This window comes from Caulobacter sp. NIBR2454 (assembly GCF_027474405.1).
Classification (GTDB): Bacteria; Pseudomonadota; Alphaproteobacteria; order Caulobacterales; family Caulobacteraceae; genus Caulobacter.
Genome location: NZ_CP114871.1, coordinates 2278987 through 2304972, shown reverse-complemented (window position 1 = coordinate 2304972; position 25986 = coordinate 2278987). Strand labels below are relative to the sequence as shown.

Sequence of the window (25986 nt, the reverse complement as noted above, 5' to 3'; positions counted from 1 at the left end):
ATGGCCAAGAAAAGCGCCGTCAACCGTAACGAGATGGTCAAGGCCCTCGTCAAGCAACTCGCCGACAAGCGCGCCGCGCTGAAGGCGATCGCCGTCGACGAAAGCCTGCCCCTCGAAGAACGCTTTGAAGCCCGCCTGAAGCTGGCGAAGCTGCCGCGCAACTCGTCCAAGACCCGCATCCGTAACCGGTGCGAAGTCACGGGCCGCCCGCGTGCTTACTATCGCAAGCTCAAGATGAGCCGGATCAGCCTGCGCGAACTCGGTTCGCAAGGCCTGATCCCCGGCCTCGTCAAGTCGAGCTGGTGAGGACGATCAGATGTCGATGAACGATCCCCTGAGCGACATGATCGCTCGCATCAAGAACGCCGCGACCCGCAAGCGTTCGAAGGTGTCTACCCCGGCCTCGAAGCTGCGCGCCCGCGTGCTCGACGTGCTGGCCGACGAAGGCTACATCCGCGGCTACTCGCTGGTCGAGAAGCCGGGCGCCTTCCCGGAATTCGAAATCGAGCTCAAGTACTTCGACAACGAGCCCGTGATCGTCGAGATTTCGCGCGTGTCCAAGCCGGGCCGCCGCGTCTACTCGTCGATCAAGGATCTCAAGCCGATCAAGAACGGCCTTGGTATCTCGATCCTTTCGACGCCGAAGGGCGTCATGTCAGACTCCGCCGCCCGCGACGCTAATGTCGGCGGCGAAGTCCTCTGCCGCGTCTACTAGGCGGGGAGGGAAAAGACATGTCTCGTATTGGTAAGAAAGCTGTCTCCATCCCGTCGGGCGTGACTCTCACGCTCTCGGGCCAGACGGTCACGGTTAAGGGTCCCAAGGGCCAGCTCTCCTGGACGGTCTCCGACGACGTCGAGATCAAGCAGGAAGGTAACGAGCTGAGCCTCACGCCGCGCGACGACTCCAAGCGCGCTCGCGGCATGTGGGGCCTGTCCCGCACCCTGGTGAACAACATGGTCCTCGGCGTGACCCAAGGCTTCGAGGAAACCCTCGAGCTGGTCGGCGTCGGTTACCGCGCTGCGATGAAGGGCCAAGCGCTCTCCATGCAGCTCGGCTTCAGCCATGATGTTGATATCCCGGCTCCGAACGGCATCACCTTTGCGGTGCCCAAGCAGACCGAGATCAAGATCACCGGGATCGACAAGCAAGCTGTCGGCGAAATCGCGGCGAAGATCCGTCGGATCCGTCCGCCCGAGCCCTACAAGGGCAAGGGCGTGCGCTACGCCGGCGAAAAGGTCCGCCGCAAAGAAGGCAAGAAGAAGTAAGCCATGGCGCTCTCTCCTCGCGAATCCGCCGTCCGCCGCGCTCAGCGCAACCGGACGCGCCTCAAGAAGCTGGCCAACGGCCGTCCTCGTCTGTCGGTCTTCCGTTCGGGCAAGAACATCTACGCCCAGGTCATCGACGACGCCCAAGGCGTCACCCTCGTCGCCGCCTCGTCGCTGGAAGGCGACGCGAAGGCCAAGGGTTCCGACAAGGCCGCTGCGGCCAATGTCGGCAAGCTGGTGGCTGAACGCGCCATCGAAAAGGGCGTCAAAGAGGTCGTCTTCGACCGTGGCGGTTACATCTATCACGGCCGGGTGAAAGCCCTGGCTGACGCCGCGCGCGAAGCCGGCCTGAACTTCTGAGGATCTGATCATGGCTCGTCCGAACGAAGGCGGCCGCGACCGTCGTCCCCGCGACCGCGAGGAAGTCGAAAGCGACATCGTCGAGAAACTGGTCCACATCAACCGCGTCGCCGCTACCGTGAAGGGCGGCCGTCGCTTCAGCTTCGCTGCTCTGATGGTCGTTGGTGACCAAAAGGGCCGCGTGGGCTTCGGTCATGGCAAGGCGCGTGAAGTGCCGGAAGCCATCCGCAAGGCCACCGAGGAAGCCAAGAAGTCCATGATCCGCGTTCCCCTGCGGGAATCGCGCACCCTGCACCACGACGGCCAAGGCCGTTGGGGCGCCGGCAAGATCATGGTCCGCTCGGCCCCTCCGGGCACCGGCGTCATCGCCGGCGGTCCGATGCGCGCCGTCCTCGAAACCCTCGGCGTCCAGGACGTCGTGGGCAAGTCGACCGGCTCGTCCAACCCGTACAACATGGTCCGCGCCACTTTTGAAGCGCTGAAGGCCCAAGCATCGCCCCGCCAGATCGCCGCCAAGCGCGGCAAGAAGGTTGGCGACATCCTCGGCCGTCGTGCCGATGGCGCTTCGGCCCCGGACTCGATCGAGGGCTAAACCATGGCTGCCAAGACTGTAACTGTTCGCCAGACGGCGAGCCCGATCCGCCGCACCAAGGACCAGCGCGCCACGCTCGCCGGTCTGGGCCTCAACAAGATGGGCCGCGAGTCCACGCTTGAGGACACTGCTTCTGTCCGTGGGATGATCGCCAAGGTCGCCCACCTGGTTGAAGTGGTCGGCTAAGACCGCTACATCCGCCCACCCGCGTGCATCGCAGGTGGGCGGATTACTTTTTCAAAGCCGAGTCGGGGCAGGGGTCCCGGCGCAGATCTCCAAGGAGAGGCACCATGACGAAACTCAACGAACTCGCTCCTCGCGAAGGCTCCACCAAGAACCGTATGCGCGTCGGCCGTGGCCCGGGTTCGGGCAAGGGCAAGACCGCCGGCCGTGGTGTGAAGGGTCAGAAGTCCCGTACCGGCGTCGCGCTGGCGGGCTTCGAAGGCGGCCAGATGCCGCTGCACATGCGCATGCCCAAGCGCGGCTTCAACAACCCGTTCGCCAAGGAGTTCGCTGAAGTGAACCTGTGGCGTCTGGAGCAGGCGGTCGCCGCCGGCAAGCTCGACATCAAGAAGGCCATCGACGCCGACGCCCTGATCGCCTCTGGCGTGATCCGTCGCAAGAAGGATGGCGTGAAGCTGCTGGGCAAGGGCGAACTGAAGGCCAAGCTCGACATCACCGTTTATGCGGCCACCCCGTCGGCCGTGAAGGCCGTGGAAGCCGCCGGCGGCAAGGTCACCCAGACCCGTCCCGTCCAGGCCGAAGCCGAAGCCTAAACAATCTCCTCGCCCGACGCCGCGTCGGGCAGGGCATTCTACAAGGGGGCGGCGGGTGACAACGCCCGCCGCCTTCCTTATGTGTCTCGCCACATAGTCGTGGGAATCTTGATCTAGATGGCGTCAGCCGCAGAACAGCTCGCAGCGAACATGAACTTCGGCTCCTTCCAGAAGGCGTCGGAGCTTCACAAGCGTATCTGGTTCACCATCCTCGCGATGGTCGTCTACCGGTTGGGCACCTACATCCCCATTCCGGGCATCAATTCGGCCGCGTTCGCCCAGGCGTTCGGCGGCCAGTCCCAGGGCATCCTGGGCATGTTCAACATGTTCTCGGGCGGCGCCGTCGAGCGGATGGCCATCTTCGCCCTGAACGTGATGCCGTACATCTCGGCGTCGATCATCGTGCAACTGATGGGCACGGTGTATCCGCCATGGGAGAAGCTGCGGAAGGAAGGCGGGGAGGCGGGCCGCAAGACCCTCAACCAGTACACCCGCTACCTGACCGTCCTCCTGGCCCTTTTCCAGTCAGGCTCCATCGCCATGGGCCTGCAAGCCAGCCCTGGCCTGGTGGATAATCCCGGCCTGTTCTTCGTCATCTCTACGATCGTCGCCCTGACCGGCGGGACCATGTTCCTGATGTGGCTGGGCGAGCAGATCACCAGCCGCGGCGTCGGCAACGGCGTCAGCCTGATCATCTTCGCCGGCATCGTGGCGGGCCTGCCGCGCGGCGTGTGGCAGATGTTCGAAATGACCCGTACGGGCGCCCTGTCGGCCTTCGCCATGTTCGCCATCATGGGCATCGCGGTGGCGGTCATCTTCGCCATCGTGTTTGTCGAGCGCTCGCAGCGCCGCCTGCTGGTGCAGTATCCCAAGCGCCAGGTCGGCAACCGCATGTTCGGTGGCGACACCTCGTTCCTGCCGCTGAAGATCAACACCGCGGGCGTCATCCCGCCGATCTTCGCCTCATCGCTGCTGCTGCTGCCGGCCACGGTCATGGGCTTCCTGGCCAACGCCAACCTTCCGGCCTGGGCCCAATGGGTGCCCGGCATGGTGGGCCAGCTGCAGCATGGCCAGCCGGCTTTCATGGTCGCCTATGGCCTGCTGATCGTGTTCTTCTGCTTCTTCTACACGTCGATCGTGTTCAATCCGGACGATACGGCCGAGAACCTGCGCAAGTATGGCGGGTTCCTGCCGGGCATCCGTCCGGGCAAGCGGACCGCCGAGTACCTGGACTATGTCCTGACCCGGCTGACCGTGATCGGCGCCGCCTACATCACCCTGGTCTGCCTTCTGCCCGAAGCGCTGATCGGCTTCTACAAGGCCCCGTTCTATCTGGGCGGCACCTCGATCCTCATCGTCGTGACCGTGACCATGGACACCGTGGCCCAGATCCAGTCCCACCTGCTGGCGCACCAGTATGAAGGCCTGATCAAGAAGTCGAAGTTGCGCGGCGGCGGTCGCGGACGCTAGTGCTGAACTAGGGCCAGGAAACGAGCGGGCGCAGACCCGCTGGATGGGCGAGGGGTTTTGATGAATTTGATCCTGTTTGGACCGCCGGCCGCCGGCAAGGGGACGCAAGCAAAGCGTCTGGTCGATGTGCATGGCATGGTCCAGCTATCGACCGGCGACATGCTGCGCGCCGCCATCGCCTCCGGCTCCGAGCTGGGCCAGAAGGTGAAGGGCGTGCTGGATCGGGGCGACCTGGTCACGGACGAGATCGTCATCGCCCTGATCGAGGACCGCCTGCCGGAGGCCGAGGCCGCCGGCGGCGCCATCTTCGATGGCTTTCCGCGGACCGTGGCGCAGGCCGAGGCGCTCGACGCCATGTTGGCCCGCCGCGGCGCAAAGGTTGATGTCGTCCTGCGTCTGAAGGTAGACGAGTCGGCCCTGATGTCCCGGATCGCCAAGCGATTCGCCGAACAGGGCCGGGCCGACGACAATCCGGACGTCTTCGCCACTCGGCTGAAGGCATATAACGACCAGACGGCTCCGCTGCTTCCCTATTATCAGGGGCAGGGGAAGCTGATCGAGCTGGACGGCATGGGGCCGGTGGAGGCTGTTGCGGCCGACATCGACGTAGCCCTTGGCAAGGTCGGTAAATAAGCTTCGCGGAGCGGGGAACTTTCCCCGTTTCAAAGGTTGACGGGAGCGCGCCGATCCCTATAACGGTGCGCTTCCGCGAAAGGCGCGATGGCGCGCGTAGGCTCAACTCACTCGGGTTGTGGCCTCTGTGCCCTTCGCGCTTATTGGCGTGATCAGGAGATTAATAGACGTGGCCCGTATCGCAGGCGTCAACATTCCGACGAACAAGCGCGTTCTCATCGCGCTTCAGTACATCCACGGCATCGGCCAGAAGTCCGCGCATGACATCATGCAGAAGGTCGGTCTGGACGAGGCGCGCCGCGTGAACGAGCTCACGGACGCCGAAGTGCTGCAGATCCGTGAAACCATCGACCGTGACTTCACGGTTGAGGGTGACCTGCGTCGCGAGACGGCGGTCAATATCAAGCGCCTGATGGACCTGGCCTGCTATCGCGGCCTGCGTCATCGTAAGGGCCTCCCGGTCCGCGGTCAGCGCACGCACACGAACGCCCGCACCCGCAAGGGTCCGGCCAAGCCGATCGCCGGCAAGAAGAAGTAAGAGAGCTAGATCGTGGCCAAGGAACCGGCTCGCGTAAAAAAGCGCGAACGCAAGAACATCACCTCGGGCGTCGCGCATGTGAACGCGTCGTTCAACAATACGATGATCACCATCACCGACGCTCAGGGGAACACCATCTCCTGGTCGAGCGCCGGCATGATGGGCTTCAAGGGCTCGCGTAAGTCGACCCCGTACGCCGCGCAGATGGCTGCTGAAGATGCTGGCCGCAAGGCTGCTGACCACGGCGTGAAGACGCTGGAAGTCAACGTCTCGGGTCCGGGTTCGGGCCGTGAATCGGCGCTGCGCGCTCTGCAGTCGGTCGGCTTCACGATCACCACGATCCGCGACGTCACTCCGATTCCGCACAATGGTTGCCGGCCGCCCAAGCGCCGGCGCGTTTAAGGCCTGACCAACCAAACTTCCCTACGCCGGCTGCGAGATTCGTGGCCGGCGAGCCGCGTTCAAGGGATCCGACTGTGATCGAAAGAAACTGGAACGAGCTGATCCGCCCCGAGAAGCCGCAGATCGAGACGGGCGTCGACGCCAGCCGCAAGGCTCGCATCGTCGCTGAACCGCTCGAGCGCGGCTTTGGCGTGACTCTCGGCAACGCGCTTCGGCGCGTTCTTCTGTCTTCGCTGCAAGGCGCCGCCGTGACTGCCGTCCAGATTGACGGCGTGGTTCACGAGTTCTCGTCGCTGGAAGGCGTTCGGGAAGATGTCGTCGACATCGTGCTGAACATCAAACAACTCGCCGTGCGCATGCATAGCGAAGGTCCGAAGCGCATCACCCTGCGCGCCACGGGCCCTGGTCCGGTCACCGCCGGCCAGATCGAAACGCCTGCTGACGTCGAGATCCTGAACACCGACCACGTGCTCTGCACGCTGGACGAAGGCGCCCAGGTGCGCATGGAGTTCACGATCAACACCGGCAAGGGCTATGTCCCGGCCGAGCGCAACCGTCCTGAAGACGCGCCGATCGGCCTCATCGCCGTCGACTCGATCTACTCGCCGGTCAAGCGCGTCGCCTACAAGGTCGAGCCGACCCGTCAGGGCCAGTCGCTCGACTACGACAAGCTGATCCTGGAAGTTGAGACCAACGGCGCCGTCTCGCCGGTTGACGCGGTGGCCTACGCCGCCCGCATCCTGCAAGACCAGCTGCAGATCTTCATCACCTTCGACGAGCCCAAGGCCAAGGCCGCGGACGAGTCCAAGCCGGAGCTGCCGTTCAACCCGGCTCTGCTGAAGAAGGTCGACGAGCTGGAGCTGTCGGTCCGTTCGGCCAACTGCCTGAAGAACGACAACATCGTCTACATCGGCGACCTGATCCAGAAGACGGAAGCGGAAATGCTCCGCACGCCGAACTTCGGCCGCAAGTCCTTGAACGAAATCAAGGAAGTGCTGGCTGGCATGGGTCTGCACCTCGGCATGGACGTGCCGAACTGGCCGCCGGAAAACATCGAAGACCTGGCCAAGAAGTTCGAAGACCAGATCTAAGAGACTGCCGCGCTTAATCCGGACCGAGCCGCAAGGCCGGTCCGGGCCCTTTGAAGCCGCAACAGCGGTGGAGGGCTCCGGCGCTTAGCACTTACCCAGGCGGGATGAAGGCTGGGACTGGTGACAATCGGCGCTAAGCGCCAATGCGGGCCGCGGCCCAGGAGAGACCACTATGCGTCACGGTAAAGCTCACCGTAAACTGGGTCGTACGACCAGCCACCGCATCGCCATGTTCGCGAACATGTCCGCGTCGCTGATCAAGCACGAGCAGATCGTCACCACTCTGCCCAAGGCGAAGGAACTTCGCCCGATCGTCGAAAAGCTGATCACCCTCGCCAAGCGCGGCGACCTGCACGCTCGCCGTCAGGCGATCAGCAAGGTCCGCGACGTCGAGCAAGTCGGCAAGCTGTTCGCCGTTCTCGGCCCGCGCTACCAGTCGCGTGAAGGCGGCTACATCCGCGTTCTGAAGGCCGGCTTCCGCTACGGCGACAACGCCCCGATGGCCGTGATCGAATTCGTCGATCGCGACGTGTCGGAAAAGGGCAAGGACTCCGGCCCGGTCCACGTGGTCGACAGCGAAGACTAAGAAGCCTCGGCTTCAAGGAATTCAAAGCCCCGGGGTTCGCTCCGGGGCTTTTTCTTTGCCCGCTGGCTGGGGTAGGTGAGGGGGCATGACCGTCACCATCTTCCACAACCCCGTCTGCTCCACCTCGCGCAAAACGCTGGAGGCGCTGGGGGCAGCGGGCGCCAAACCGGTTATTGTCGAGTACCTGAAGACCGGGTGGACCAAGCTCCAGCTTCAAGACCTGCTCAAGCAACTGAAGCTGACGCCCCGCGACATCCTGCGGACCAAGGGCGCTCTGGCGGGCGAACTGGGCCTGCTGGAAGACGGCGTGTCAGACGACCGGATACTGGACGCCATGGTCGAGCATCCCGTTTTGGTGGAGCGACCTATCGTGGTGGGTCCGAAGGGCGCGGTCGTGGCCCGCCCAATCGAGCGTTTCGCGGAAGTTCTCTGAAACCCTTGTGTGCGTCCTTCGAGACGCGCTCTGGCGAGCGCTCCTCAGGATGACGGATTCAGTAGCAAACCGCGCTCGTCATCCTGAGGAGCCGCGCAGCGGCGTCTCGAAGGACGCAAAGGCTTTCTCTTGCCCAACTAGTTTCTTTATGCGTTAAATATTCTCACAAAGCGCAAAGGAGTCGGCCATGTCCGATCATCGCCCCGCCCTGATCTCCGCTGTGGTCTACAAAGACCCGCGCGCCGCTCTCGACTGGTTGCAGAAGGCCTTTGGCTTCGAGATCGACATGCTGATCGAGGGCCCTGACGGCGAGCTCATGCACTCGGAGATGCGCTTCGAGGATTCCCTGGTGATGGTCGGCAACGAGTGGACCGTCGAGCACCGCAGCCCGGCATCCATGGGCGGGCTGATGACCCAGACCATCCACATCCATGTGAAGACCGACATAGACGCCCATTGCGAGCGCGCGCGCCAGGCCGGCGCCGTCATCGTCGCCGCGCCGGAGACGCAGTTCTACGGCGACCGCACCTATCGCTGCAAAGATCTGGAAGGCCACATCTGGACGGTCGGCCAGACCGTGCAGACCATGACGCCCAAGGAGTGGGACGCCGTGGCCGGCGTGGTCACCACCATGCGCTCATGAGCGCGGCTGTCGATCTGACCTTGGCCGCCCTGGCCGAGCCCAGCCGCCGCAAGGTGGTGGAGGCCCTGCGCGAGCATCCACGCGCGGCTGGTGAGCTGGCCAAGATTGTCGGCTTGTCGCCGCCGGCGCTCAGCCGGCATCTGAGAACCCTGCGCGAGGCGGGGCTGATTTACGAGAGCCACCCGATGTTCGACGCCCGGGTGCGCATCTATGCCCTGAAGGCCGAACCCATGCAGGAGTTGTCGCGCTGGCTGGCCCAGACAGAGCAGATGTGGGCCGACCAGCTCGTGATGTTCAAGGCGCATATCGAAAGCCAGCCGGAGCCGCTTCGGTGACCTCCCGCGTTGTGGTCGCCCTGCGGGTGAAGGCGTCGCCGCAGCGGACCTTCGACGTCTTCGTTCGCGACATCGGCCTGTGGTGGAAGCCCAACCCGACCTTCGCCTTCACTCCACGCTCGCCGGGCCTGCTGTCGTTCGAGGGCGAGGAAGGCGGACGCCTGATCGAGACCCTGCCCAGCGGCAAGGTGTTCGAGGTCGGCAAGATTCGCGCTTGGGAGGCGCCGCATCGCCTGGTCTTCGGCTGGCGGCAGGCGACCTTCGCCCTCGGCCAGGATACCGAGGTCACCGTGACTTTCGAAGCGGTCGAGGACGAGACCCGAGTCACCGTCGAACATCGCGGCTGGGACACCGTGCCCGCCGAACATGTGGCCAAGCATGGCTTTCCCGAAACGCTGTTCCTACAGCGGCATGGAGAGTGGTGGCGGGCGCTGCTGGCTTCGCTTAAGTCTGGGATCGACGCCGGGGAGGGCGCGCCTCAATGACTGAACAACCCGTCAGCGCGAGCCGCCGCAAGGCCGCGCTGGGCTTCATCTTCGCCACCGCTCTGATGGACGTGCTGTCACTGGGCATCATGATCCCCGTCCTGCCCAACCTGGTGAAGGAGCTGGCCGGCGGGGACACCGCGTCGGCTTCGCTTTGGGTGGGTCTGTTCGGCACGGTCTGGGCGCTGATGCAGTTCTTCTGCTCTCCGATCCTGGGGATGCTGTCCGACCGTTTCGGGCGACGGCCGGTGATCCTGATCTCGATCTTCGGTCTGGGGGTGGATTATCTGTTCATGGCGCTGGCGCCGACCCTGGCTCTGCTGTTTGTGGGCCGCGTCATCCACGGGATCACCGCCGCCAGCTTCGCCACCGCCGGCGCCTATATCGCCGACGTAACTCCGCCGGAGAAACGCGCCCAGAGCTTTGGCCTGATTGGCGCGGCCTGGGGCGTCGGTTTCACGATCGGCCCAGCCATGGGCGGCCTTCTGGGCGATATCGACCTGCGTCTGCCGTTCTACGTGGCCGCGGGCCTGGCGCTGACCAACTGGCTGTACGGCTACTTCGTACTGCCGGAATCCCTGCCGCCGGAGAAACGCATCAAGTCGTTCGACTGGAAGAAGGCCAATCCGATCGGTTCTCTGAAGCTGCTGCGCTCCAATTCCGATCTGGCCGGTCTGGCGTTCGTGTCCGGCTTCTTCCAGCTAGCACATCATGTGCTCCCCAGCATCTTCGTGCTGTACACCGGCTATCGCTACGGCTGGTCGCCGCGCGACGTGGGTTTCATGCTGATGGCCACGGGTATCGCCAACATTCTTGTCCAGGCCTTTCTGGTCGGGCGCGTCGTCAAGGCGTTGGGCGAGCGTGGGGCGTTGCTGATCGGCCTGTTCAGCATGACCGTAGGCTTTGCGGTCTATGGCCTCGCCCCGACGCAGGAGCTGTACTGGATCGGCCTGCCGATCTTCGCGCTTTCGGGTCTGATCCAGCCCGGCCTCATGGGCCTGATGAGCCGCCGGGTGCAGCCGTGGGAGCAGGGTCAGCTACAGGGCGCCAACTCCAGCATCATGGGCATTACCGGCCTGTTCGGACCGGCGCTTTACACCACGGTCTTCGCCTGGTCGGTGCATCGCGACGCGGTGTTGCACATGCCAGGCTTGGCCGTCCTGATCGCCGGCGGCCTGACCGGCGCGGCCTTCTTGACCGCGCTGAAGGTCGCCAAGCCGGCGCAAGCGGAACCTGCGCCTGCGCCGGCCGCTTAAGCGCCATCATTGCGCCGGAAAACTTCGCTGTTGTTCCTCGCCTGACTATCGGAGAATCGACGTCCCCATGCGTGCCTATCGCGTGCTGATCCCGGCCCTGGCTGTCCTGGCCGCCTGTTCCGACCCCGCTTCCAAGAGCAACGCCCAGCAAGTTCCTGGCCTCGCGCAACCGACGCGCCATGCGCCCACTGACCCGACGGCGATGAAGACCTCGTTTTCGCCCGTGGTGAAGCAGGTCGCGCCGGCGGTAGTCAACGTTTCCAGCCGGCGCGTGGTGCGCCAGCGGACTGATCCGTTCTGGGAGTTTTTCATGGGCGGCGGCGCGCCGCGCGACCGCGTCGAAGGCTCGCTCGGTTCGGGCGCCATCGTCCGCTCGGACGGGATCATCGTCACCAACCACCACAATATCGAGGGCATGAGCGAGGTCACGGTTCAGTTGGCCGACCGTCGCGAGTTTCCGGCGACGGTGCTGTTGGACGATCCACGATCCGACCTAGCGGTGCTGAAGATCAACGTGCCCGGCGAACAGCTTCCGGTTCTGGCCATCGACGACCAGGAACAGCTCGAAGTCGGCGACTTTGTCCTGGCCGTCGGCAACCCGTTCGGGGTGGGCCAGACCGTGACCAACGGAATCGTCTCGGCCCTGGCGCGGACGGACGTCGGCTCGGCCGATTTCGGCTCCTACATCCAGACCGACGCGGCCATCAATCCTGGCAACTCCGGCGGACCGCTGGTGGACATGGACGGCGACCTGATCGGGGTGAACACCTTCATCCTGTCCCGGACCGGTTCCTCGACCGGTGTCGGTTTTGCGATCCCCGCCGCCGTTGTTCGGCAGGTGGTCAGCGTCGCCCTTGGCGGCGGCCACGCCATCGTCCGGCCATGGCTGGGCGCGCGCACCCAGACGGTGACTAGCGACATCGCTCGCAGCCTGGGCCTGCCCGGTCCGCGCGGCGTGCTGGTGGCGGAGGTGTGGCCTGGCGGGGCGGCTGATCGCGGCGGCCTGCGCCAGGGCGATGTGATCCTGTCCATCGCCGGCCAGGCCGTGAACGACGACAACGGCGTCACTTACGCCTTCGGCACCCGTAGGACCGGGGAGACCGTGCCCATCGTGGTCCGCCGCGAGGGGACCGAGAGAACCCTGAGCGTTCGCGCCGACACCCCGCCCAGCACCCCGGCGCGGGACGAGCGCGTCATGTCGGGCCGCAATCCCTTGGCCGGGGCGACCGTGGTCAACGTCTCACCCGCCGCGGCGCAGGAACTGGGTGTCGATCCGTTCGCCCGGCGTGGCGTGCTGGTGACGAAGGTGGAGGCGGGCTTCGCACAGTCCGCAGGCCTGCGCGCTGGCGACATCGTCCGCCAGATCAACGGCCGCGAGATCACCAGCGTCCGGGATCTTCAGGCAGTGGTCTCGGCCGGCAGCGGCGCCTGGCAGGTGACGATCGAGCGCGGGGGGCGCCTGATTACCGCCCAGTTCAGAACCTAGGCCTTTCGGGACGATCCGATCGACCAGCGAACGCCAAACGGGTCGATGACCTGGCCATAGCGGTCGCCCCAGAACTGGTCTTCCAGCGGCATGGCCACCGTGGCTCCGGCCTCGGTGGCGCGCTTCCACCAGGCGTCGGCGTCATCCACCTGAAGGTGCAGAGTGAAACCGGCCGGCGCCTGGGCGGGATGGCCGTATTCGGGGAAGGCGTCGCACATCATCATCGGGGCGTCGTTGATGAGCAGATGCAGGTGCATGAAGCGCTTGCCGTCCTCGGCCAAGTGCCGAAGCTGTTCGACCGCGCCGAAGGCCCTGACGTAGAAGGCCAGCTGCGCGGCCGCATCGGCGCTGATGAGATAGGGCGTGAGCCCTGCGGTCGGCCCCTGATTTTCGGCCATGTGCGTTCTCCGCTGAGTATTTTTGCTAGAATGCGCCGATGACCGATCTCTTCCAAGCCGCGGGCCTGACGCCATCCGCGCCGACGCCGCTGGCCGACCGCCTGCGACCCCAAACCCTCGACGAGGTGGTGGGGCAAGAGCACCTACTTGGCGAGAACGGGCCGATCCGGCGGATGGTCGACAACGGCCGACTGGGATCGATGATCCTGTGGGGGCCGCCGGGTACGGGCAAGACAACCATCGCCCGCCTGCTGGCCAAGGCGGCCGGTTATGAGTTCCAGCAGATTTCGGCCGTGTTCAGCGGCGTCGCCGACCTGAAGAAGGCCTTCGAGCAGGCGCGCGCACGTCGCATGGCGGGCCAGAGCACTCTGCTGTTCGTGGACGAGATCCACCGCTTCAATCGCGCCCAGCAGGACGGCTTCCTGCCCTTCGTGGAGGAGGGGATCGTCACCCTGGTCGGGGCGACGACCGAGAACCCGTCCTTCGAACTGAACGGCGCTCTGTTGTCGCGCGCCCAGGTCTATGTCCTGCGCCGGTTGGACGAGGAGGCCCTGGAGAGCCTGCTGGCCAAGGCCGAGGCGTTCGAGGAGCGGCCGTTGCCGCTGGACGCGGCGGCGCGTGAGGCCCTGATCGCCATGGCCGACGGCGACGGCCGTTACCTGCTGACTCTGGCCGACACCCTGTTCGCCATCGGCGTGCCCAAACCCATGACTCCGGCCGAGCTGGGCCAGATGCTGCAAAAGCGCAGCCCGGCCTACGACAAGGACCGAGAGGGCCACTACAACCTGATCTCGGCGCTGCATAAATCCGTACGCGGCAGCGATCCGGACGCCGCCCTGTACTGGCTGGCGCGGATGCTGGAGGGCGGCGAAAATCCGCTGTTCCTGGCGCGTCGCATCGTTCGCATGGCCGCCGAGGATATCGGCGAGGCCGACCCCATGTCGTTGGTCCTGGCGAACGCCGCCAAGGACACCTACGACTTCCTGGGTTCGCCAGAGGGCGAGCTGGCGCTGGCCCAGGTGGTCGTCCACATGGCCTCGGCGCCCAAGTCGAACGCGGTCTATGTGGCCTACAAGGCGGCGCGCAAGGCGGCCAAGGAGACCGGTTCGTTGATGCCGCCGGCCCATATCCTGAACGCCCCGACCAAGCTCATGAAGAACCTGGGCTATGGCAAGGGCTACAACTACGACCACGACGCCGAGGATGGCTTCAGCGGCCAGAACTACTTCCCCGACGGGATGGAGCGGCGAAAGTTCTACGAGCCGAAGCCGGTCGGAACCGAGGCTCGCATCAAGGAGCGTCTCGACCACTGGGCCAAGCTGCGCGCCGAGCGGAGCGGTTCGTGAAGCCCCGCCGCCAACTGCAGCCCGCCAAGACCAAGGCCGTCGAAAGCCCGATCACCCTGACCGAGGAGGAGATCGCCTTCACCCGGTCGCTGGTCCTGCGCGAGGACAGCTCGATCATCGTGCTGAACAAGCCGTCGGGCCTGTCCAGCCAGGGCGGGCGCATCCAGGCCCACACGCTGGATGACCTGCTGTGGGCCTTCGCGCGACGCGGGCACGCCAGGCCGCGGCTGATCCATCGGCTGGATCGCGACACGTCCGGGGTGATCCTGACGGCCAAGACCAAGCCGGCCGCGGGCTTTCTGGGCAAGGCGCTGATGGCCAAGCGCTTTCGCAAGACCTACCTGGCCATCGTCGCTGGCGGCGCGCCGGAGCCGAAAGGCGGGGCTGTGGATGCGGCCCTGCGGCGCGAGTCCATCGGCCGCGAGGCCTATATGCGGGTCTGCCCGGCCGACCACCCCGACGCCGAGACGGCCCGTACGCGCTACCGCACCCTGGCGGCCAACGATCAGGCGGCCCTGGTGGAATGCAGCCCCGAAACCGGCCGCATGCACCAAATCCGGGTCCACATGGCCTCAATCGGTCGGCCGCTGGCGGGCGATGTGCGCTACGGCGGCGCGTTGATGCTGGCGGGCAAGCCGGTTCCACGGCTGATGCTGCACGCCGCGGCCCTGATCTTTCCGCATCCGGAAGGCGGGGAGAGCAGGGTGAGTGCGCCTTTGCCCGACGATATGGCCGAGGTTCTGGCCAACTGCGGACTGGCGGTTCCGGAACGCTGAGGCGTCGCTTCGCATTTCAGAGGTATGAAGCCGTTTCTCGCCCTCGCCGCTGTTCTCAGCCTCGCCGCCTGCACCACGCCGACCGTCTATGCGCCGGCCAGTAGCGCCAAGGCGTCCGGGTTCACTGAATACCGGCTCGAGAACGATCGCTGGCGGGTGACCTATCGCGGCGGCAGCGGCGCGCCGGCCATGCAGGTGGCCGACCTGGCCCTGCTGCGGGCCGGAGAGTTGGCGATCCAGACCGGCTACGACTGGTTCCGCGTGGTCGATCGCTTCGACGAGGCGCGCGGCGGCGGTGGAGGCGGTCCTCGCACCAGCCTTTCGGTTGGGGGCGGCTCGTCAAACTACGGCTGGGGTCGCAGCAGCGGCGTCGGGCTTGGCATCGGGACCAGCTTTGATCTGTCGGGCGGTCCGCAGATAAGCCGTACCATCGAGGTGGTGATGGGCAAGGGGCCCAAGCCTTCCAGCGTGGACGTCTATGACGCCCGCGCCGTGGTCCGCGAGATCCGGGCGCCGAGGGTCTAAGTCTCTCTCCCTTTGCCTCCGGGCGCGCCCCGTCGCATAAGGGGGTGATGAACTACCTTTTTGTCATGGCCGGGGGCGCGATTGGCTCCGCCGCGCGCTATTTCGCGGGGCAGCAGGCCGGGCGTCTGCTGGGGACCGGCTGGCCGTATGGCACGTTCGCGGTCAACCTGATCGGCGGGCTGTTGATGGGCGTGCTTGTCGCCGTGCTGGCCCAGAAGGGCGGAGCGGATCAGGAACGCTGGCGCGCTCTGCTGGGTGTCGGGGTTCTGGGTGGTTTTACAACCTTTTCGGCCTTCTCGCTTGAGACGGCCCTCATGATCGAGCGACGGGACTACGCCGTCGCGCTTACCTATGTCGTGGCCTCGGCCACGCTTTCCATCGCCGCCGTTTTCGCCGGTCTGATGCTGACGCGGAAGGTGCTGGCGTGAAGGAAGTTCGAACTCTCTATGTGGACTCTGGCGAGGATGGGGTCCGCCTGGACCGTTGGTTCAAGCGCCGTTGGCCGCACCTGAATCACATCCAGCTCAACAAGCTGTTCCGCTCCGGTCAGGTCCGGGTCGATGGCTCGCGCGCCAAGGGCGACACGCGCCTGGCCGCCGGCTCGCAGATCCGCGTGCCGCCGCTGCCCGACGCGCCCGAGCCGCACGAGAAGGGGCAACTGAGCCCGCGCGACATCGCCTACGCCAAATCGCTGGTGCTGTACGAGGACGAGGAAGTCCTGGCCCTCAACAAGCCCGCCGGCCTGGCCGTGCAGGGCGGGACCAAGACCACCAAGCACGTGGACAAGCTGCTCAGCGCGTGGGGCGAGGGGCTGACGCGTCCGCGTCTGGTTCACCGCCTCGACCGCGACACCTCGGGCGTGCTGCTGCTGGGCAAGACGCCCAGCGCGGCGGCCCGTCTGTCGGGCGCCTTCGCCAAACGTCGGGCGCAGAAGACCTATTGGGCTATCGTCGTCGGCAATCCGCATCCGGTCGAAGGCATCATCGACGTGCCGCTGGCCAAGCGCGGCATCAACGACCGTGAGATCGTGGTCCCGGCCGATCCCAAGGACCACGACGCCGAACCGGCCGAGACCGAATACGTCTCGATCAGCCGGGCCGGTCCTCGCGTGACCTGGATGGCGCTGCGTCCGCACACCGGCCGCACGCACCAGCTGCGCGCGCACATGCTGGCCATGGGCCACCCGATCCTGGGCGATCCCAAATACAGCGACGAGAAGTCCGCGCCGCTGTCCGAGGGCCTGAAGCTGCAGCTGCACGCCCGCTCGATCCTGCTGCCGCACCCGAGCGCGGGCATGCTGGCCATCGAGGCGCCGCTGAGCCCGGAGATGAAGGCCGGCTTCCATCGCTTCGGCTTCTCCGAGGATGAGCCCGAACACGACCCGTTCGCCCGGAGGAGCAGCAAGCGCCGGTGATCGGGGCCAGTCCGCTTCAGCCTATCGCCGCCCTGATGCAGGCGGGGCGGATCGCGGACGCTTGCGCCGCCCTGGCTCAGCTCGCGCCTAACGCCGTGCCCCTGGACCAGCGGATGCAGGCGGCGGCCGAGATCGCGCGTCATGCCGTGAGCGCCGGACTGACGGCGCAGGCCCTGACCCTGACAGAGCCCCTGGCCGGTCGCAGCGCCGCGAGCCAGGCGCTGCTCGAAGCCCATGCGCACGTGCTGAAAGCGCTGGGCCGGCTTGAGGACGCGATCCCGTTCCTTGAACGGGTGGCGAAGTCCAATTCGAAGAGCGTGGCGGCCGAGCACAATCTGGGCGCGGCGCTGGGTGACGCTCAGCGCTTCGCCGAGGCGGAAGCCTCCATCCGCCGGGCCCTGGCGAAGGGCGGCGCCTCGCCGGAGACCTGGCTCGTGCTGGCTCGCGCCCTCCAAGGGCAGGACCGTTTCGAAGAAGCCGAGGCCGCCTTCGCCGAGGTGGCCGCCCGCCGTCCGAACTATGGCGTCGCTCAACGCGAATGGGCGCAGCTGATCTGGATGCGAACCGAGGATGTCGGCGCGGCGACCGTCCATCTGGACGCGGCGCTCAAGGCGGCTCCCAACGACGCGGGCCTGCTGACGGCCAAGGCGAAGCTGCTGGAATACGCGGGCGATCGCGAGGGGGCCTTCGCCATGCTGCGCGGCCCGGCGGGTCAGGCCGAAGCGTCGACGGAACTGCTGGTGGCCGCGTCGCAGGTCGGCGCCAGCCTGGACCCGGCCGCCGCCGTGAGCTTCGCCGAGCGGGCGGCTTCGACGGCTGGCCTCGGCGTCGGCGTTCCGTTGGCGGAAGCCTACCTCGCGGCGGGGCGACCTGACGCGGCGGAGTACGTGGCGCAGGCCTGCGTGAACGCCAACCCGCTCGACCAGGGGGCGTGGGCCTTGCTGGCGACGGCGTGGCGGCTGCTGGGCGACGCGCGCTACAAGGCGCTCTACGACTATCAGGCCTTCGTGCGCCCGGCCCTGATCGACGTGCCCGACGGATGGTCCGACCGGACTTCCTATGTGACCGATCTGGCCGCGGCGCTGCGGGCGCTGCACGCCATGAAGACCCATCCCATCGGCCAGTCGCTGCGGCACGGCAGCCAGACCAGCCAGAGCCTGCAGCGATCGAATGATCCCGCCATCAAGGCCTTCCGCCAGGCCGTGGACGGCCCGATCCGGCGGTACATGGCGGCCCTGGGGCAGGGCGGCGACATCCTGCGCTCGCGGGTCGCCGACGACTGGCGCTTCTCGGGCCTGTGGTCGGTGAAGCTGCGGCCCGGCGGCTTCCATGTGGACCACACCCATCCGCAGGGATGGCTGTCGTCGGCCTGCTATCTGGCCCTGCCGGAGTCGGTCGGGGCAGGCGGCAAGGAGGGCTGGATCAAGTTCGGCCAGCCCGGTGTCGCTACCGACCCGCCGTTGGAGGCGGAGCATTATGTGCGGCCCGAACCTGGCCTGCTGGCGCTGTTCCCCTCCTATATGTGGCACGGCACCGTGCCGTTCAGCGGCGCCGACGAGCGGCTGACAATCGCCTTCGACATCGTGCCCGCCTAGACCAGACCGGTCACCGGCCGCGCTTCGGCGCTGTCGGGGAAGACCTTGGCATCCAGCGCACGCTGATCGACGCCCATGTGGTCGCGCAGGACCCCCTTGAAAAGACTGCGCATGTCGAGGGTCGGGGCGGTGTCGCGGTTCTCGTAGAGCGCGGTCTGCTTAAGGGTCGGCCAGTCGCCGACGATGCCGCCCTTCTTCAGACTTCCGCCCAGGATCAGGGTGCTGGAGGCGGTGCCGTGGTCGGTGCCGCCCGTGCCGTTGACCCGCGCGGTGCGGCCAAACTCCGTGGCGGCGACGATCACCGTGTCGCTCCAGGCAGGGCCGAGGCCGGTGGTCAGCCCGCCGATCAGGGCGTCCATATAGGTCAGGCGCGATTGAAGCTGGCCCACCTGGCCCGCGTGGGTGTCGAAGCCGTCGAGGGAGATGGCGACGATCTGTGGGCCGCCGGCCTGGGTCATGAAGTTGGCGATGGTGACGCCCAGCTTTTCGGCGGCGGCGACGCCCTGGCGTTGAGCCGCCTGCTGTTGCGCGGCCGGGGCGCCGGCCATGGTGTTGGGGGCCGCGAGGCCGGTCATGGCCGCCTGAGCCATGGCCTCGGTCTGCAAGCCGCGTGCGAAGGCGGGACCGAGCAAAGGGTCGGTCTTGTAGATGTCCTGAAGGATGGTCGGCAGGCGCGCGGTCGCGTCAGCAGAACGACCGGGCGACCACGAGGCGGCCTGGACCGGGCCGCGCAGGATCAGCGGGGCCACGGCGCCGACCGACAGCGCCTCGACCTTGCGATCGGGCGACAGGCTCTGCAGGGCGCGGTTCAGCCACCCCGACGAAGCGGCGTATTTCCCGTCGGCGCCGGTTTCCAGAACATCCTGCGCCTCGAAGTGGGAGCGGGCGCGGTCGGGGGTGGCGACCGCGGGGGCGATGCGGAGCTGACCTTTCTGCGCCAGGGCGTGGGCGTTGGTCAGGGCCGGATGAAGGCTGAAGGTTGCGTCCAGCTTCAATGCCTGTTCCGGCGTGTAGGCGACGGGCCCTCTCAGGCCGGCGTAGTCGGCGTCGCCGACGGGCGGGGTCAGGGACAGGCCGTCGAGGCCCCCGCGACAGACCAGGACGATCAGTTTCTTGTTGGTGGTCTGCGCACGGGCGGGGCGGCCCATGAACAGGATGCTGGCGCCCAAACCGCCGAACAGGGCCTGGCGGCGGTTGAAGCCATGGGTGTGGTGATCGGTCATCGGCGTTGAAACTCCGGACTCATCAGCAAGATTGCGAAGGCCTCGGGGCGGCTTTCGGCGCGGGCCACGGCCTTGGCGACAGGCTCGCTCAGCCGGGCGCCCAGGGCGCCGGCGGCGATGGCGTTGGGGTCAAGCTGGTCGGCGGTCCTGGCGGCGAAGGTCTGGGACCAGACCATGCGCTTGATCAAGGCGTCGGGGGCCGCCCAGGACGATGCGTCGTCGGGCCATCCCTCGGGCGAAGGCGGGCGGAAGGGCGGTTGTCCCAGACCGTTGAGCGTGGGGGTCAACTGGTTGATGGCGTTGGGCTGAGCGCCCACCGCGCGCCAGGTCGAGATCATGAATTCATACGGCGTCTTGAACTTGGCGGGGGCCGGCTCCCAAGCCTCGGGAGAGTTGATCAGGGCCTTGGCCACCACATCCAGGCGTCCCTCGCTGGACAGCCACGCTTTTTCCAGTCGCTGGACCAGGGCGGGCGGCGGGTCGTCGGCGACGAAGTGGGCGGCGATCTTGCGGGCGCAGTGTCGGGCCGTGGCGGGCCGGGTCGCCAGGTCGGCCATGATGGCGCGGGCCTGATCCATGCCCTGTTGGCCATAGACACGACCCATTACGGTGCGCTCGCCCGGCTCATGGGTGGCGGTGCGGAACAAGAAGGCGCTGTCGGCGGCCTCGTCGGCGGTGCGGGCGATGCTCCACCCCGTCATGGCGCGGGCGAATTCAGTGACGTCAGCCTGGGTGTAGCCGCCGTTCACGCCCACGGTGTGCAGTTCCAGGATCTCGCGGGCCAGGTTCTCATTGAGGCCGGCGCGGCGGCCGCGCTTCTGGGCGCGGGCGGCCTGCGGGCTTTCGGGACCGACCGATTGGGCCTGGTCGAGATAGGTCAGCATGGCCGGGTGGCTGCTGGACGCGACAAGCAGATCCTCGAACCGGCCGAAGACCAACGGGCGGATGGCTTCCTGCTCGAAGGGCCCCACCACGGCTGAGGTGATCTGCTTGGTGGCGGAAACGGTGAAGTGGTTGGCCCAGAAGAGTGCCCAGCGCTCCCGGAAGCCGGCCTCGGTGGCGGCGCCGAGCTGTGCGCGGGCGAGGAAGTCCTGACCGACATCCATGCGGCGATCCCGCTGAGCGGCCTTTGCCGCCTCCTGGTCGCCGGCCTTGCGGGCGGTCTGGATGGCCTGCTGATAGTCGCGGTAGTCGGAAAGGCGTCTGGCGGCGCTTTCGCCATCGCTGGCGGGCTGGTCGGCGCCGTCGCGGGTGATCTGGGCCGTCAGCCAGCCGCGCGGATCGTCCTTGGCCGCATCGATCTCGCCGGGGCGGGCGCCGAGACCAAAGCGGGTGACGGCTATGGCCGCCTGCATGTCCTTGCCGGGAAGCGCCACTTTTGAAGGTCCTCCTTGCATCCACGGCCTGTTCGTACCACTTGGCCGCGTCTGGAATGTTTCGCCGTACGACGGCTTTTTTGCGGAAGCGCCATTGGCTCGTAACAACGACACGCAGGAGCGGGTTCGCCGCTTTTACACGCAGGCCGAGGCCGCCGCGGTGGAAGCCGGTTTCGCGGTTCATCTCGACGGCCGCATGCCCAAGAGCCCGGCGGGCAAGCCGCTGGTCGTGCCCACTCAGCCCCTGGCGGCGCATGTCGCGGCTGAATGGGCGGCCCAGGGCGAGCATATCGATCCCGAATCCATGCCCATGACCCGGCTGGCCTATACGGTTATCGACCGTCTGGCCGCGGTGCATGAGGAGGCGGCGCGGGAAGTGGCGCGGTTCGCGGCGACCGATCTGCTTTGCTACTTCGCCGAGGCGCCCGCCGCTCTGGTTGACGAGCAAAGCCGCGAGTGGGGACCGCTGCTGGACTGGGCCGAGGCCGAGCTCGGCCTGCGCCTGGTGCGCGTCGCCGGCATCATCCACCAGGAGCAGCCGCAAGAGACCATCGAACGCGCCGCCGCCCTGGCGCGGGGGGTGGACGACTTCACCCTGGCCGGCCTGGGGTTCGCCGCGCCGTTGCTGGGCTCGGCCGTCTTGGCCTTTGGCGTCGCGCGGGGGCGCCTGTCGGGGGAGCAAGCCTATGACCTCTCGCGGCTGGATGAGGCGTTCCAGGAACGCCAGTGGGGCGTCGATGAAGAGGCCGCCGAACGCACCGCGCGCCAACGCGCCGAGGCCGAGATGATCGACCGCTGGTTCCGGGCTCTCGCTGGGTAAATCTTGTCAGGGCCCGCGCCGGCCTTTACCCCTCGTCCAAAGCCAAGAATGCGAGGGACAGCGTGCAGGACATCCTTGAAGAGCTCGAGCGGCGCCGTGAACAGGCCCGGGCCGGCGGCGGCGAGAAGCGCGTCGCGGCCCAGCACGCCAAGGGCAAGCTGACCGCCCGCGAGCGAATCGACCTGCTGCTGGACGAAGGCTCGTTCGAGGAGTTCGACATGTTCGTCGAGCACCGGGGGACCGAGTTCGGCATGGCCGAGCAGAAGATTCCCGGCGATGGCGTCGTCACCGGCTGGGGCACGATCAACGGCCGGACGGTCTTTGTCTTCTCCAAGGACTTCACGGTGTTCGGCGGCTCGCTGAGCGGCGCCCACGCCCAGAAGATCGTCAAGGTCCAGCGCCAGGCCATGAAGATGGGCGCGCCGATCATCGGCCTGTTCGACGCGGGCGGCGCCCGCATCCAGGAAGGCGTCGACAGCCTGGCGGGCTATGCCGACATCTTCCTCGAAAACACCCTGGCCAGCGGCGTCATCCCGCAGATCAGCGTGATCATGGGCCCGTGCGCCGGCGGCGACGTCTATTCGCCGGCCATCACCGACTTCATCTTCATGGTGAAGGACACCAGCTACATGTTCGTCACCGGGCCCGACGTGGTCAAAACGGTGACCAACGAGGTCGTTTCGGCCGAAGAGTTGGGCGGGGCGCGGGTTCACGCCGCCAAGTCGGGCGTGGCCGAAGGCGCCTTCGAGAACGACCTGGAGGCCCTGACCCAGGTGCGCCGGCTGGTGGATTTCCTGCCGTCGTCCAACCGCGAGAAGGCTCCGATCCGCGAAAGCTTCGACGAGGCCGAGCGGATAGAGAACAGCCTGGACAGCCTGGTCCCGGCCAATCCCAACAAGCCCTACGACATGAAGGAGCTGATCCTGAAGATGGTCGACGAGGCCGACTTCTTCGAGATCAGCAGCGAGTGGGCCAAGAACATCATCTGCGGCTTCGCCCGCATGGACGGCGAGACGGTGGGCGTGGTCGCCAACCAGCCGCAGGTGCTGGCCGGGGTGCTGGACATCGACTCCAGCCGCAAGGCCGCGCGGTTCGTGCGCTTCTGCGACGCCTTCGAAATTCCGATCATCACCCTGGTGGACGTGCCGGGCTTCATGCCGGGGACCAAGCAGGAGTACGGCGGCCTCATCAAGCACGGGGCCAAGCTGCTGTTCGCCTACGCCGAGGCGACCGTGCCCAAGATCACCGTCATCACCCGCAAGGCCTATGGCGGGGCCTATGACGTGATGAGCTCCAAGCACCTGCGCGGCGACGTGAACTACGCCTGGCCGACGGCCGAGATCGCGGTCATGGGGGCCAAGGGGGCGGTGGAGATCATCTTCCGCGCCGAGGCCAAGGACCCGGAAGCCCTGGCCGCCCGTGAGGCCGAGTACAAGGACCGCTTCGCCAACCCGTTCGTGGCGGCGTCGCGCGGCTACATCGACGACGTGATCATGCCGCACAGCACCCGCAAGCGGATCACCCGCGCGCTGAAGCACCTGCGCGGCAAGGAATTGTCGAACCCCTGGAAGAAGCACGACAACATCCCGCTCTGATCCCCTGGCGTCGCCAATGTCTCCGCGACCGTCTTGCGGCGCGGAGCGGCGGGGATAGGTCCGATACGTGTTCCGGACAGTCGAGCCGCCTTGGCGTTCGCGCGTCGATGTCCGCACAGTCGAAACGAGGCGCGACGCAGGCTGGCGGGCGTATGGGGCGGCTTTCATCGGCCAAGTGTACGGCCGCGCCGGTGATGGGGGAGAAGGAGGGGGCGAGAGTCCCCCTTCAGGGTCGCAGAGTCTCCAGAGTATCGGTCTTCACTGTCTCGCTATTGCTCCGCCTGCATCCGCACGGTGGGCGTGCCGTCGGCATTGCCCAGACGCGCCGGCTCACCGGCGAAGGCGCTGGCGTAGGCGGGGGCGAGCAGGGGCTGGAAGACCGACAACGGCACGACGACCTCATAGTCGCCTTCGGAATAGGGACCGACGACGTAGGGGCCGATCAGCACGGCTATGCCGCCGGCCTTGCCCGGGGTCTTTGAGGGGACCAGCGTCCAGACGATTTCGTCCCAGGTGGGGCATTTCCACATGTCGCTGAGCGGGACCGAGCCCTCGCGGCGGGCCTTGGCCGATTTGACCGCTTCGCAGACCGCGTTCTGGATCGGGGTCATGTCGGCGCCGGCCGTGAAGATCTCGGCGGGCTGGACCTCCTTGTCGGTGGCGGTGTTCCACAGCCAGGCGCCGGAGCCGTGCATGGGGTGCGCGCCGCCGGTGTCCTCGAAGAACTCGCGGCGCAGGGAGACTAGGGGCGGGGCGGCGGCGGCCAGGGTCCATTCGGCCTGGCTGGCGTAAGGGCGGGGCGGATTCTGCTTGGCGGCCTCGTCGGCGAACGTCTTGAGGCCGTTGGTCTCGTCGTCGAACAGGCGCGAATGCAGGACAGGATACTGGGCGATCCCGTCGGCCAGTTTCAGGCGGACCTTGGCGGCGGGCGTGGTCTGGTCGAACTCCAGCGGGGTTCGGGGCGTGACGGTTTCGGTCTTCACCGGGCCGACGGGAGAGGGAGAGCCGCCGTCTTCCTTTGGCGAGCAGGCCATCAGCAGGAGTGGAACAACCGCCAGGGCCAGGGACTTTGAAACTCGCATCGCGAACGCCTCCATTGTCGTCAGCATGGGTGATCGGCTTTCACCTGACGCCCCCATCGCCTATGCAGAATGCATAACGACAGGAAACGTGGCCATGGACCAACTGATCACCACCGAAAAGCGCGGCCATGTCGCGATCCTCACCTTCAACCGGCCCGACAGCCTGAACGCCCTGGGCGCGCCGGGCGACGGCGATCAGGTGGCGGCGGCCTGCGAGGCGATCAATCGGGACCCGCAGGTGCGCTGCGTGGTGCTGACGGGGGCGGGCCGGGCGTTCTCGGCCGGTGGCGACGTCAAGGCGATGAAGGCCAAGGAAGGCGCGTTCGCCGGGGGCGGCATCGCCATCCGCGACAACTACCGCACCAACATCCACCGCATCGTCCGCTCGATCTATGGGCTGGAGGTTCCGGCCATCGCGGCGGTGAATGGCGCGGCGGTGGGGCTGGGCTGTGACGTGGCGTGCATGACCGACATCCGCATCGCCTCGGACCAGGCGCGGTTCGGGGTGACGTTCCTGAAGCTGGGCATCATCCCCGGCGACGGCGGCGCCTGGCTGTTGCCGCGTACGGTGGGGATGAGCCGGGCGGCCGAGCTGCTGTTCACCGGCGACATCATCGACGCCAAGACCGCCGGCGAGTGGGGTCTGGTCAGCAAGGTCGTGCCGCACGAGACCCTGATGGGCGAGGCGATGGCCCTGGCCGAGAAGATCGCGCAGCAGCCGCCGCACGCCCTGCGCCTGGCCAAGAGCCTGCTGAAGCAGGGGCAGACCGCCTCCTACGACACGATCATGGAGATGAGCGCCGCGGCCCAGGCCCTGTCGCACCTGACCGAGGATCACATCGAAGGCGTCGACGCGCTGCTGGAGAAGCGCGCGCCGAACTTCAAGGGGACCTGAGATGGGCAAGGAGGCTCAGGTCAGCGCCCGATTCCCCGATGGCGATGAAGACGGCAAGCTGCTGTGGGAGCAGCCGAAACTGATCTTCCGCGGCGTGTCGCGTCGGATTTTCGAGGGCGAAGGCCTGCGAGGCGTTCGGGCGGACGGCGGCGACCTGGTGGTCGGCGAGGCGCGGTTCGAGCTGGGCGAGGTTCCGGCCGCCAGATGGGCCGAGGCGATAAACAACCCGCCGTCGCGGCTCGACAAGCTGGGCGTGAAGCCGGGGCAGCGGGTCGGAGTTCACAACCTGGCGGACCACGAATTCATCGACGAGCTATCCACGCGCGCGGCGCCGACCAGCGAACTGGCCGACCTGGACATCCTGTTCTACGGCGCGGACGACGCCGACGAACTGGCGGCCATTGGCGGGCTGATCCCGGCCCTGGCGGAGGGCGGAGCGCTGTGGGTGGTGTCGCGCAAGGGCAAGGCGGCCACGGTCAAGGACGTGGAGGTCATGGCGGCGGCCCGGGCCCATGGTCTGGTGGACAACAAGGTCTGCGGCTTCTCCGACGCCCACACGGCGTTGCGGTTCACGCGGCGGAGAGGCTGA

General features: G+C 66.8%; 33 protein-coding genes. 29 read left to right on the top strand and 4 right to left on the bottom strand.

Annotated features, from left to right (window positions below):
• From rpsN to O5K31_RS11250, 19 genes are all read left to right on the top strand, one after another.
• Positions 1-306 carry a 30S ribosomal protein S14 gene (gene rpsN / locus O5K31_RS11340; protein ID WP_269713707.1) on the top strand — a complete coding sequence of 102 codons (306 nt, stop codon included), beginning with the start codon at positions 1-3 and terminating at the stop codon, positions 304-306.
• A gap of 10 nt (positions 307-316) precedes the next feature.
• The gene (gene rpsH / locus O5K31_RS11335; RefSeq protein ID WP_269713706.1) at positions 317-715 is read left to right on the top strand and encodes a 30S ribosomal protein S8; all 399 of its coding nucleotides are present in this window, start codon (positions 317-319) and stop codon (positions 713-715) included.
• A 17-nt stretch (positions 716-732) separates the two neighbouring features.
• Positions 733-1266: a 50S ribosomal protein L6 gene (gene rplF / locus O5K31_RS11330; RefSeq protein ID WP_269713705.1), complete on the top strand. Its 534-nt coding sequence runs from the start codon at positions 733-735 to the stop codon at positions 1264-1266.
• A 3-nt stretch (positions 1267-1269) separates the two neighbouring features.
• On the top strand, positions 1270-1626 hold the full coding sequence (gene rplR / locus O5K31_RS11325) for a 50S ribosomal protein L18 (protein WP_269713704.1): 357 nt from the start codon (positions 1270-1272) through the stop codon (positions 1624-1626).
• Positions 1627-1636: 10 nt separating this feature from the next.
• The gene (gene rpsE, locus O5K31_RS11320; protein WP_269713703.1) at positions 1637-2218 is read left to right on the top strand and encodes a 30S ribosomal protein S5; all 582 of its coding nucleotides are present in this window, start codon (positions 1637-1639) and stop codon (positions 2216-2218) included.
• 3 nt (positions 2219-2221) lie between these two features.
• Positions 2222-2404, top strand: coding sequence for a 50S ribosomal protein L30 (gene rpmD, locus O5K31_RS11315; protein ID WP_269713702.1), 183 nt, complete (start codon positions 2222-2224; stop codon positions 2402-2404).
• Between the two features lie 104 nt (positions 2405-2508).
• Complete coding sequence (rplO, locus tag O5K31_RS11310) at positions 2509-2994, top strand: 50S ribosomal protein L15 (RefSeq protein ID WP_269713701.1); 486 nt, start codon at positions 2509-2511, stop codon at positions 2992-2994.
• Between the two features lie 117 nt (positions 2995-3111).
• On the top strand, positions 3112-4464 hold the full coding sequence (secY, locus tag O5K31_RS11305) for a preprotein translocase subunit SecY (RefSeq protein ID WP_269713700.1): 1353 nt from the start codon (positions 3112-3114) through the stop codon (positions 4462-4464).
• Between the two features lie 60 nt (positions 4465-4524).
• Positions 4525-5097 (top strand): adenylate kinase, encoded by a 573-nt coding sequence (locus tag O5K31_RS11300; RefSeq protein ID WP_269713699.1) that lies wholly within the window; start codon positions 4525-4527, stop codon positions 5095-5097.
• 169 nt (positions 5098-5266) lie between these two features.
• Positions 5267-5635, top strand: coding sequence for a 30S ribosomal protein S13 (gene rpsM, locus O5K31_RS11295; protein WP_269713698.1), 369 nt, complete (start codon positions 5267-5269; stop codon positions 5633-5635).
• 12 nt (positions 5636-5647) lie between these two features.
• Entirely contained in the window at positions 5648-6037 is a 390-nt protein-coding gene (gene rpsK / locus O5K31_RS11290; RefSeq protein WP_269713697.1) for a 30S ribosomal protein S11, read from the top strand.
• Between the two features lie 74 nt (positions 6038-6111).
• Entirely contained in the window at positions 6112-7128 is a 1017-nt protein-coding gene (locus tag O5K31_RS11285) for a DNA-directed RNA polymerase subunit alpha (RefSeq protein WP_269713696.1), read from the top strand.
• 172 nt (positions 7129-7300) lie between these two features.
• Positions 7301-7714, top strand: a complete 414-nt coding sequence (gene rplQ, locus O5K31_RS11280) for a 50S ribosomal protein L17 (protein ID WP_269713695.1) — start codon at positions 7301-7303, stop codon at positions 7712-7714.
• 85 nt (positions 7715-7799) lie between these two features.
• A complete protein-coding gene (gene arsC / locus O5K31_RS11275; protein WP_269713694.1) occupies positions 7800-8147 on the top strand; it encodes an arsenate reductase (glutaredoxin) in 348 nt (115 codons plus the stop codon).
• A 187-nt stretch (positions 8148-8334) separates the two neighbouring features.
• Positions 8335-8790, top strand: coding sequence for a VOC family protein (locus tag O5K31_RS11270; protein WP_269713693.1), 456 nt, complete (start codon positions 8335-8337; stop codon positions 8788-8790).
• On the top strand, positions 8787-9125 hold the full coding sequence (locus O5K31_RS11265; RefSeq protein WP_269713692.1) for an ArsR/SmtB family transcription factor: 339 nt from the start codon (positions 8787-8789) through the stop codon (positions 9123-9125). Before O5K31_RS11270 ends, O5K31_RS11265 begins: the two co-directional genes overlap by 4 nt.
• Entirely contained in the window at positions 9122-9610 is a 489-nt protein-coding gene (locus O5K31_RS11260; protein WP_269713691.1) for an SRPBCC family protein, read from the top strand. Before O5K31_RS11265 ends, O5K31_RS11260 begins: the two co-directional genes overlap by 4 nt.
• A complete protein-coding gene (locus O5K31_RS11255) occupies positions 9607-10866 on the top strand; it encodes a TCR/Tet family MFS transporter (RefSeq protein WP_269713690.1) in 1260 nt (419 codons plus the stop codon). The genes O5K31_RS11260 and O5K31_RS11255 overlap by 4 nt, the downstream gene beginning before the upstream one ends.
• A gap of 67 nt (positions 10867-10933) precedes the next feature.
• Positions 10934-12352: a Do family serine endopeptidase gene (locus tag O5K31_RS11250; RefSeq protein WP_269713689.1), complete on the top strand. Its 1419-nt coding sequence runs from the start codon at positions 10934-10936 to the stop codon at positions 12350-12352.
• Here the strand turns inward: O5K31_RS11250 and O5K31_RS11245 are convergent.
• Complete coding sequence (locus O5K31_RS11245; RefSeq protein ID WP_269713688.1) at positions 12349-12750, bottom strand: VOC family protein; 402 nt, start codon at positions 12748-12750, stop codon at positions 12349-12351. The genes O5K31_RS11250 and O5K31_RS11245 overlap by 4 nt on opposite strands.
• Positions 12751-12788: 38 nt before the next feature.
• Here O5K31_RS11245 and O5K31_RS11240 point away from each other — a divergent pair, with 38 nt between their 5' ends.
• The 6 genes from O5K31_RS11240 to O5K31_RS11215 are packed head-to-tail and all read left to right on the top strand — an operon-like array spanning position 12789 to position 18406.
• Complete coding sequence (locus tag O5K31_RS11240; RefSeq protein WP_269713687.1) at positions 12789-14096, top strand: replication-associated recombination protein A; 1308 nt, start codon at positions 12789-12791, stop codon at positions 14094-14096.
• The gene (locus O5K31_RS11235; RefSeq protein ID WP_269713686.1) at positions 14093-14872 is read left to right on the top strand and encodes an RluA family pseudouridine synthase; all 780 of its coding nucleotides are present in this window, start codon (positions 14093-14095) and stop codon (positions 14870-14872) included. Before O5K31_RS11240 ends, O5K31_RS11235 begins: the two co-directional genes overlap by 4 nt.
• Before the next feature lie 24 nt (positions 14873-14896).
• Complete coding sequence (locus O5K31_RS11230) at positions 14897-15397, top strand: CC0125/CC1285 family lipoprotein (RefSeq protein ID WP_269713685.1); 501 nt, start codon at positions 14897-14899, stop codon at positions 15395-15397.
• Between the two features lie 47 nt (positions 15398-15444).
• On the top strand, positions 15445-15825 hold the full coding sequence (crcB, locus tag O5K31_RS11225) for a fluoride efflux transporter CrcB (RefSeq protein ID WP_269713684.1): 381 nt from the start codon (positions 15445-15447) through the stop codon (positions 15823-15825).
• Positions 15822-16811 carry an RluA family pseudouridine synthase gene (locus O5K31_RS11220; protein WP_269713683.1) on the top strand — a complete coding sequence of 330 codons (990 nt, stop codon included), beginning with the start codon at positions 15822-15824 and terminating at the stop codon, positions 16809-16811. The genes crcB and O5K31_RS11220 overlap by 4 nt, the downstream gene beginning before the upstream one ends.
• A complete protein-coding gene (locus O5K31_RS11215) occupies positions 16808-18406 on the top strand; it encodes a putative 2OG-Fe(II) oxygenase (protein WP_269713682.1) in 1599 nt (532 codons plus the stop codon). Before O5K31_RS11220 ends, O5K31_RS11215 begins: the two co-directional genes overlap by 4 nt.
• Here the strand turns inward: O5K31_RS11215 and O5K31_RS11210 are convergent.
• A complete protein-coding gene (locus tag O5K31_RS11210; protein ID WP_269713681.1) occupies positions 18403-19629 on the bottom strand; it encodes a DUF1501 domain-containing protein in 1227 nt (408 codons plus the stop codon). The genes O5K31_RS11215 and O5K31_RS11210 overlap by 4 nt on opposite strands.
• Positions 19626-21005, bottom strand: coding sequence for a DUF1800 domain-containing protein (locus tag O5K31_RS11205; RefSeq protein ID WP_269713680.1), 1380 nt, complete (start codon positions 21003-21005; stop codon positions 19626-19628). The genes O5K31_RS11210 and O5K31_RS11205 overlap by 4 nt, the downstream gene beginning before the upstream one ends.
• A 94-nt stretch (positions 21006-21099) precedes the next feature.
• Here O5K31_RS11205 and O5K31_RS11200 point away from each other — a divergent pair, with 94 nt between their 5' ends.
• Together O5K31_RS11200 and O5K31_RS11195 are read left to right on the top strand one after the other, a co-directional pair.
• A complete protein-coding gene (locus O5K31_RS11200) occupies positions 21100-21825 on the top strand; it encodes an ATP12 family chaperone protein (RefSeq protein WP_269713679.1) in 726 nt (241 codons plus the stop codon).
• A 62-nt stretch (positions 21826-21887) separates the two neighbouring features.
• Complete coding sequence (locus tag O5K31_RS11195) at positions 21888-23420, top strand: acyl-CoA carboxylase subunit beta (RefSeq protein WP_269713678.1); 1533 nt, start codon at positions 21888-21890, stop codon at positions 23418-23420.
• A 269-nt stretch (positions 23421-23689) separates the two neighbouring features.
• Here O5K31_RS11195 and O5K31_RS11190 read toward each other — a convergent pair whose 3' ends face one another.
• A complete protein-coding gene (locus O5K31_RS11190) occupies positions 23690-24502 on the bottom strand; it encodes a DUF3298 and DUF4163 domain-containing protein (RefSeq protein ID WP_269713677.1) in 813 nt (270 codons plus the stop codon).
• A gap of 94 nt (positions 24503-24596) precedes the next feature.
• On the opposite strand from O5K31_RS11190, the gene O5K31_RS11185 reads away from it, so the two are divergent.
• Together O5K31_RS11185 and O5K31_RS11180 are read left to right on the top strand one after the other, a co-directional pair.
• Positions 24597-25397 carry a crotonase/enoyl-CoA hydratase family protein gene (locus O5K31_RS11185; protein WP_269713676.1) on the top strand — a complete coding sequence of 267 codons (801 nt, stop codon included), beginning with the start codon at positions 24597-24599 and terminating at the stop codon, positions 25395-25397.
• A 1-nt stretch (position 25398) separates the two neighbouring features.
• Positions 25399-25986, top strand: a complete 588-nt coding sequence (locus tag O5K31_RS11180) for a DUF3052 family protein (protein ID WP_269713675.1) — start codon at positions 25399-25401, stop codon at positions 25984-25986.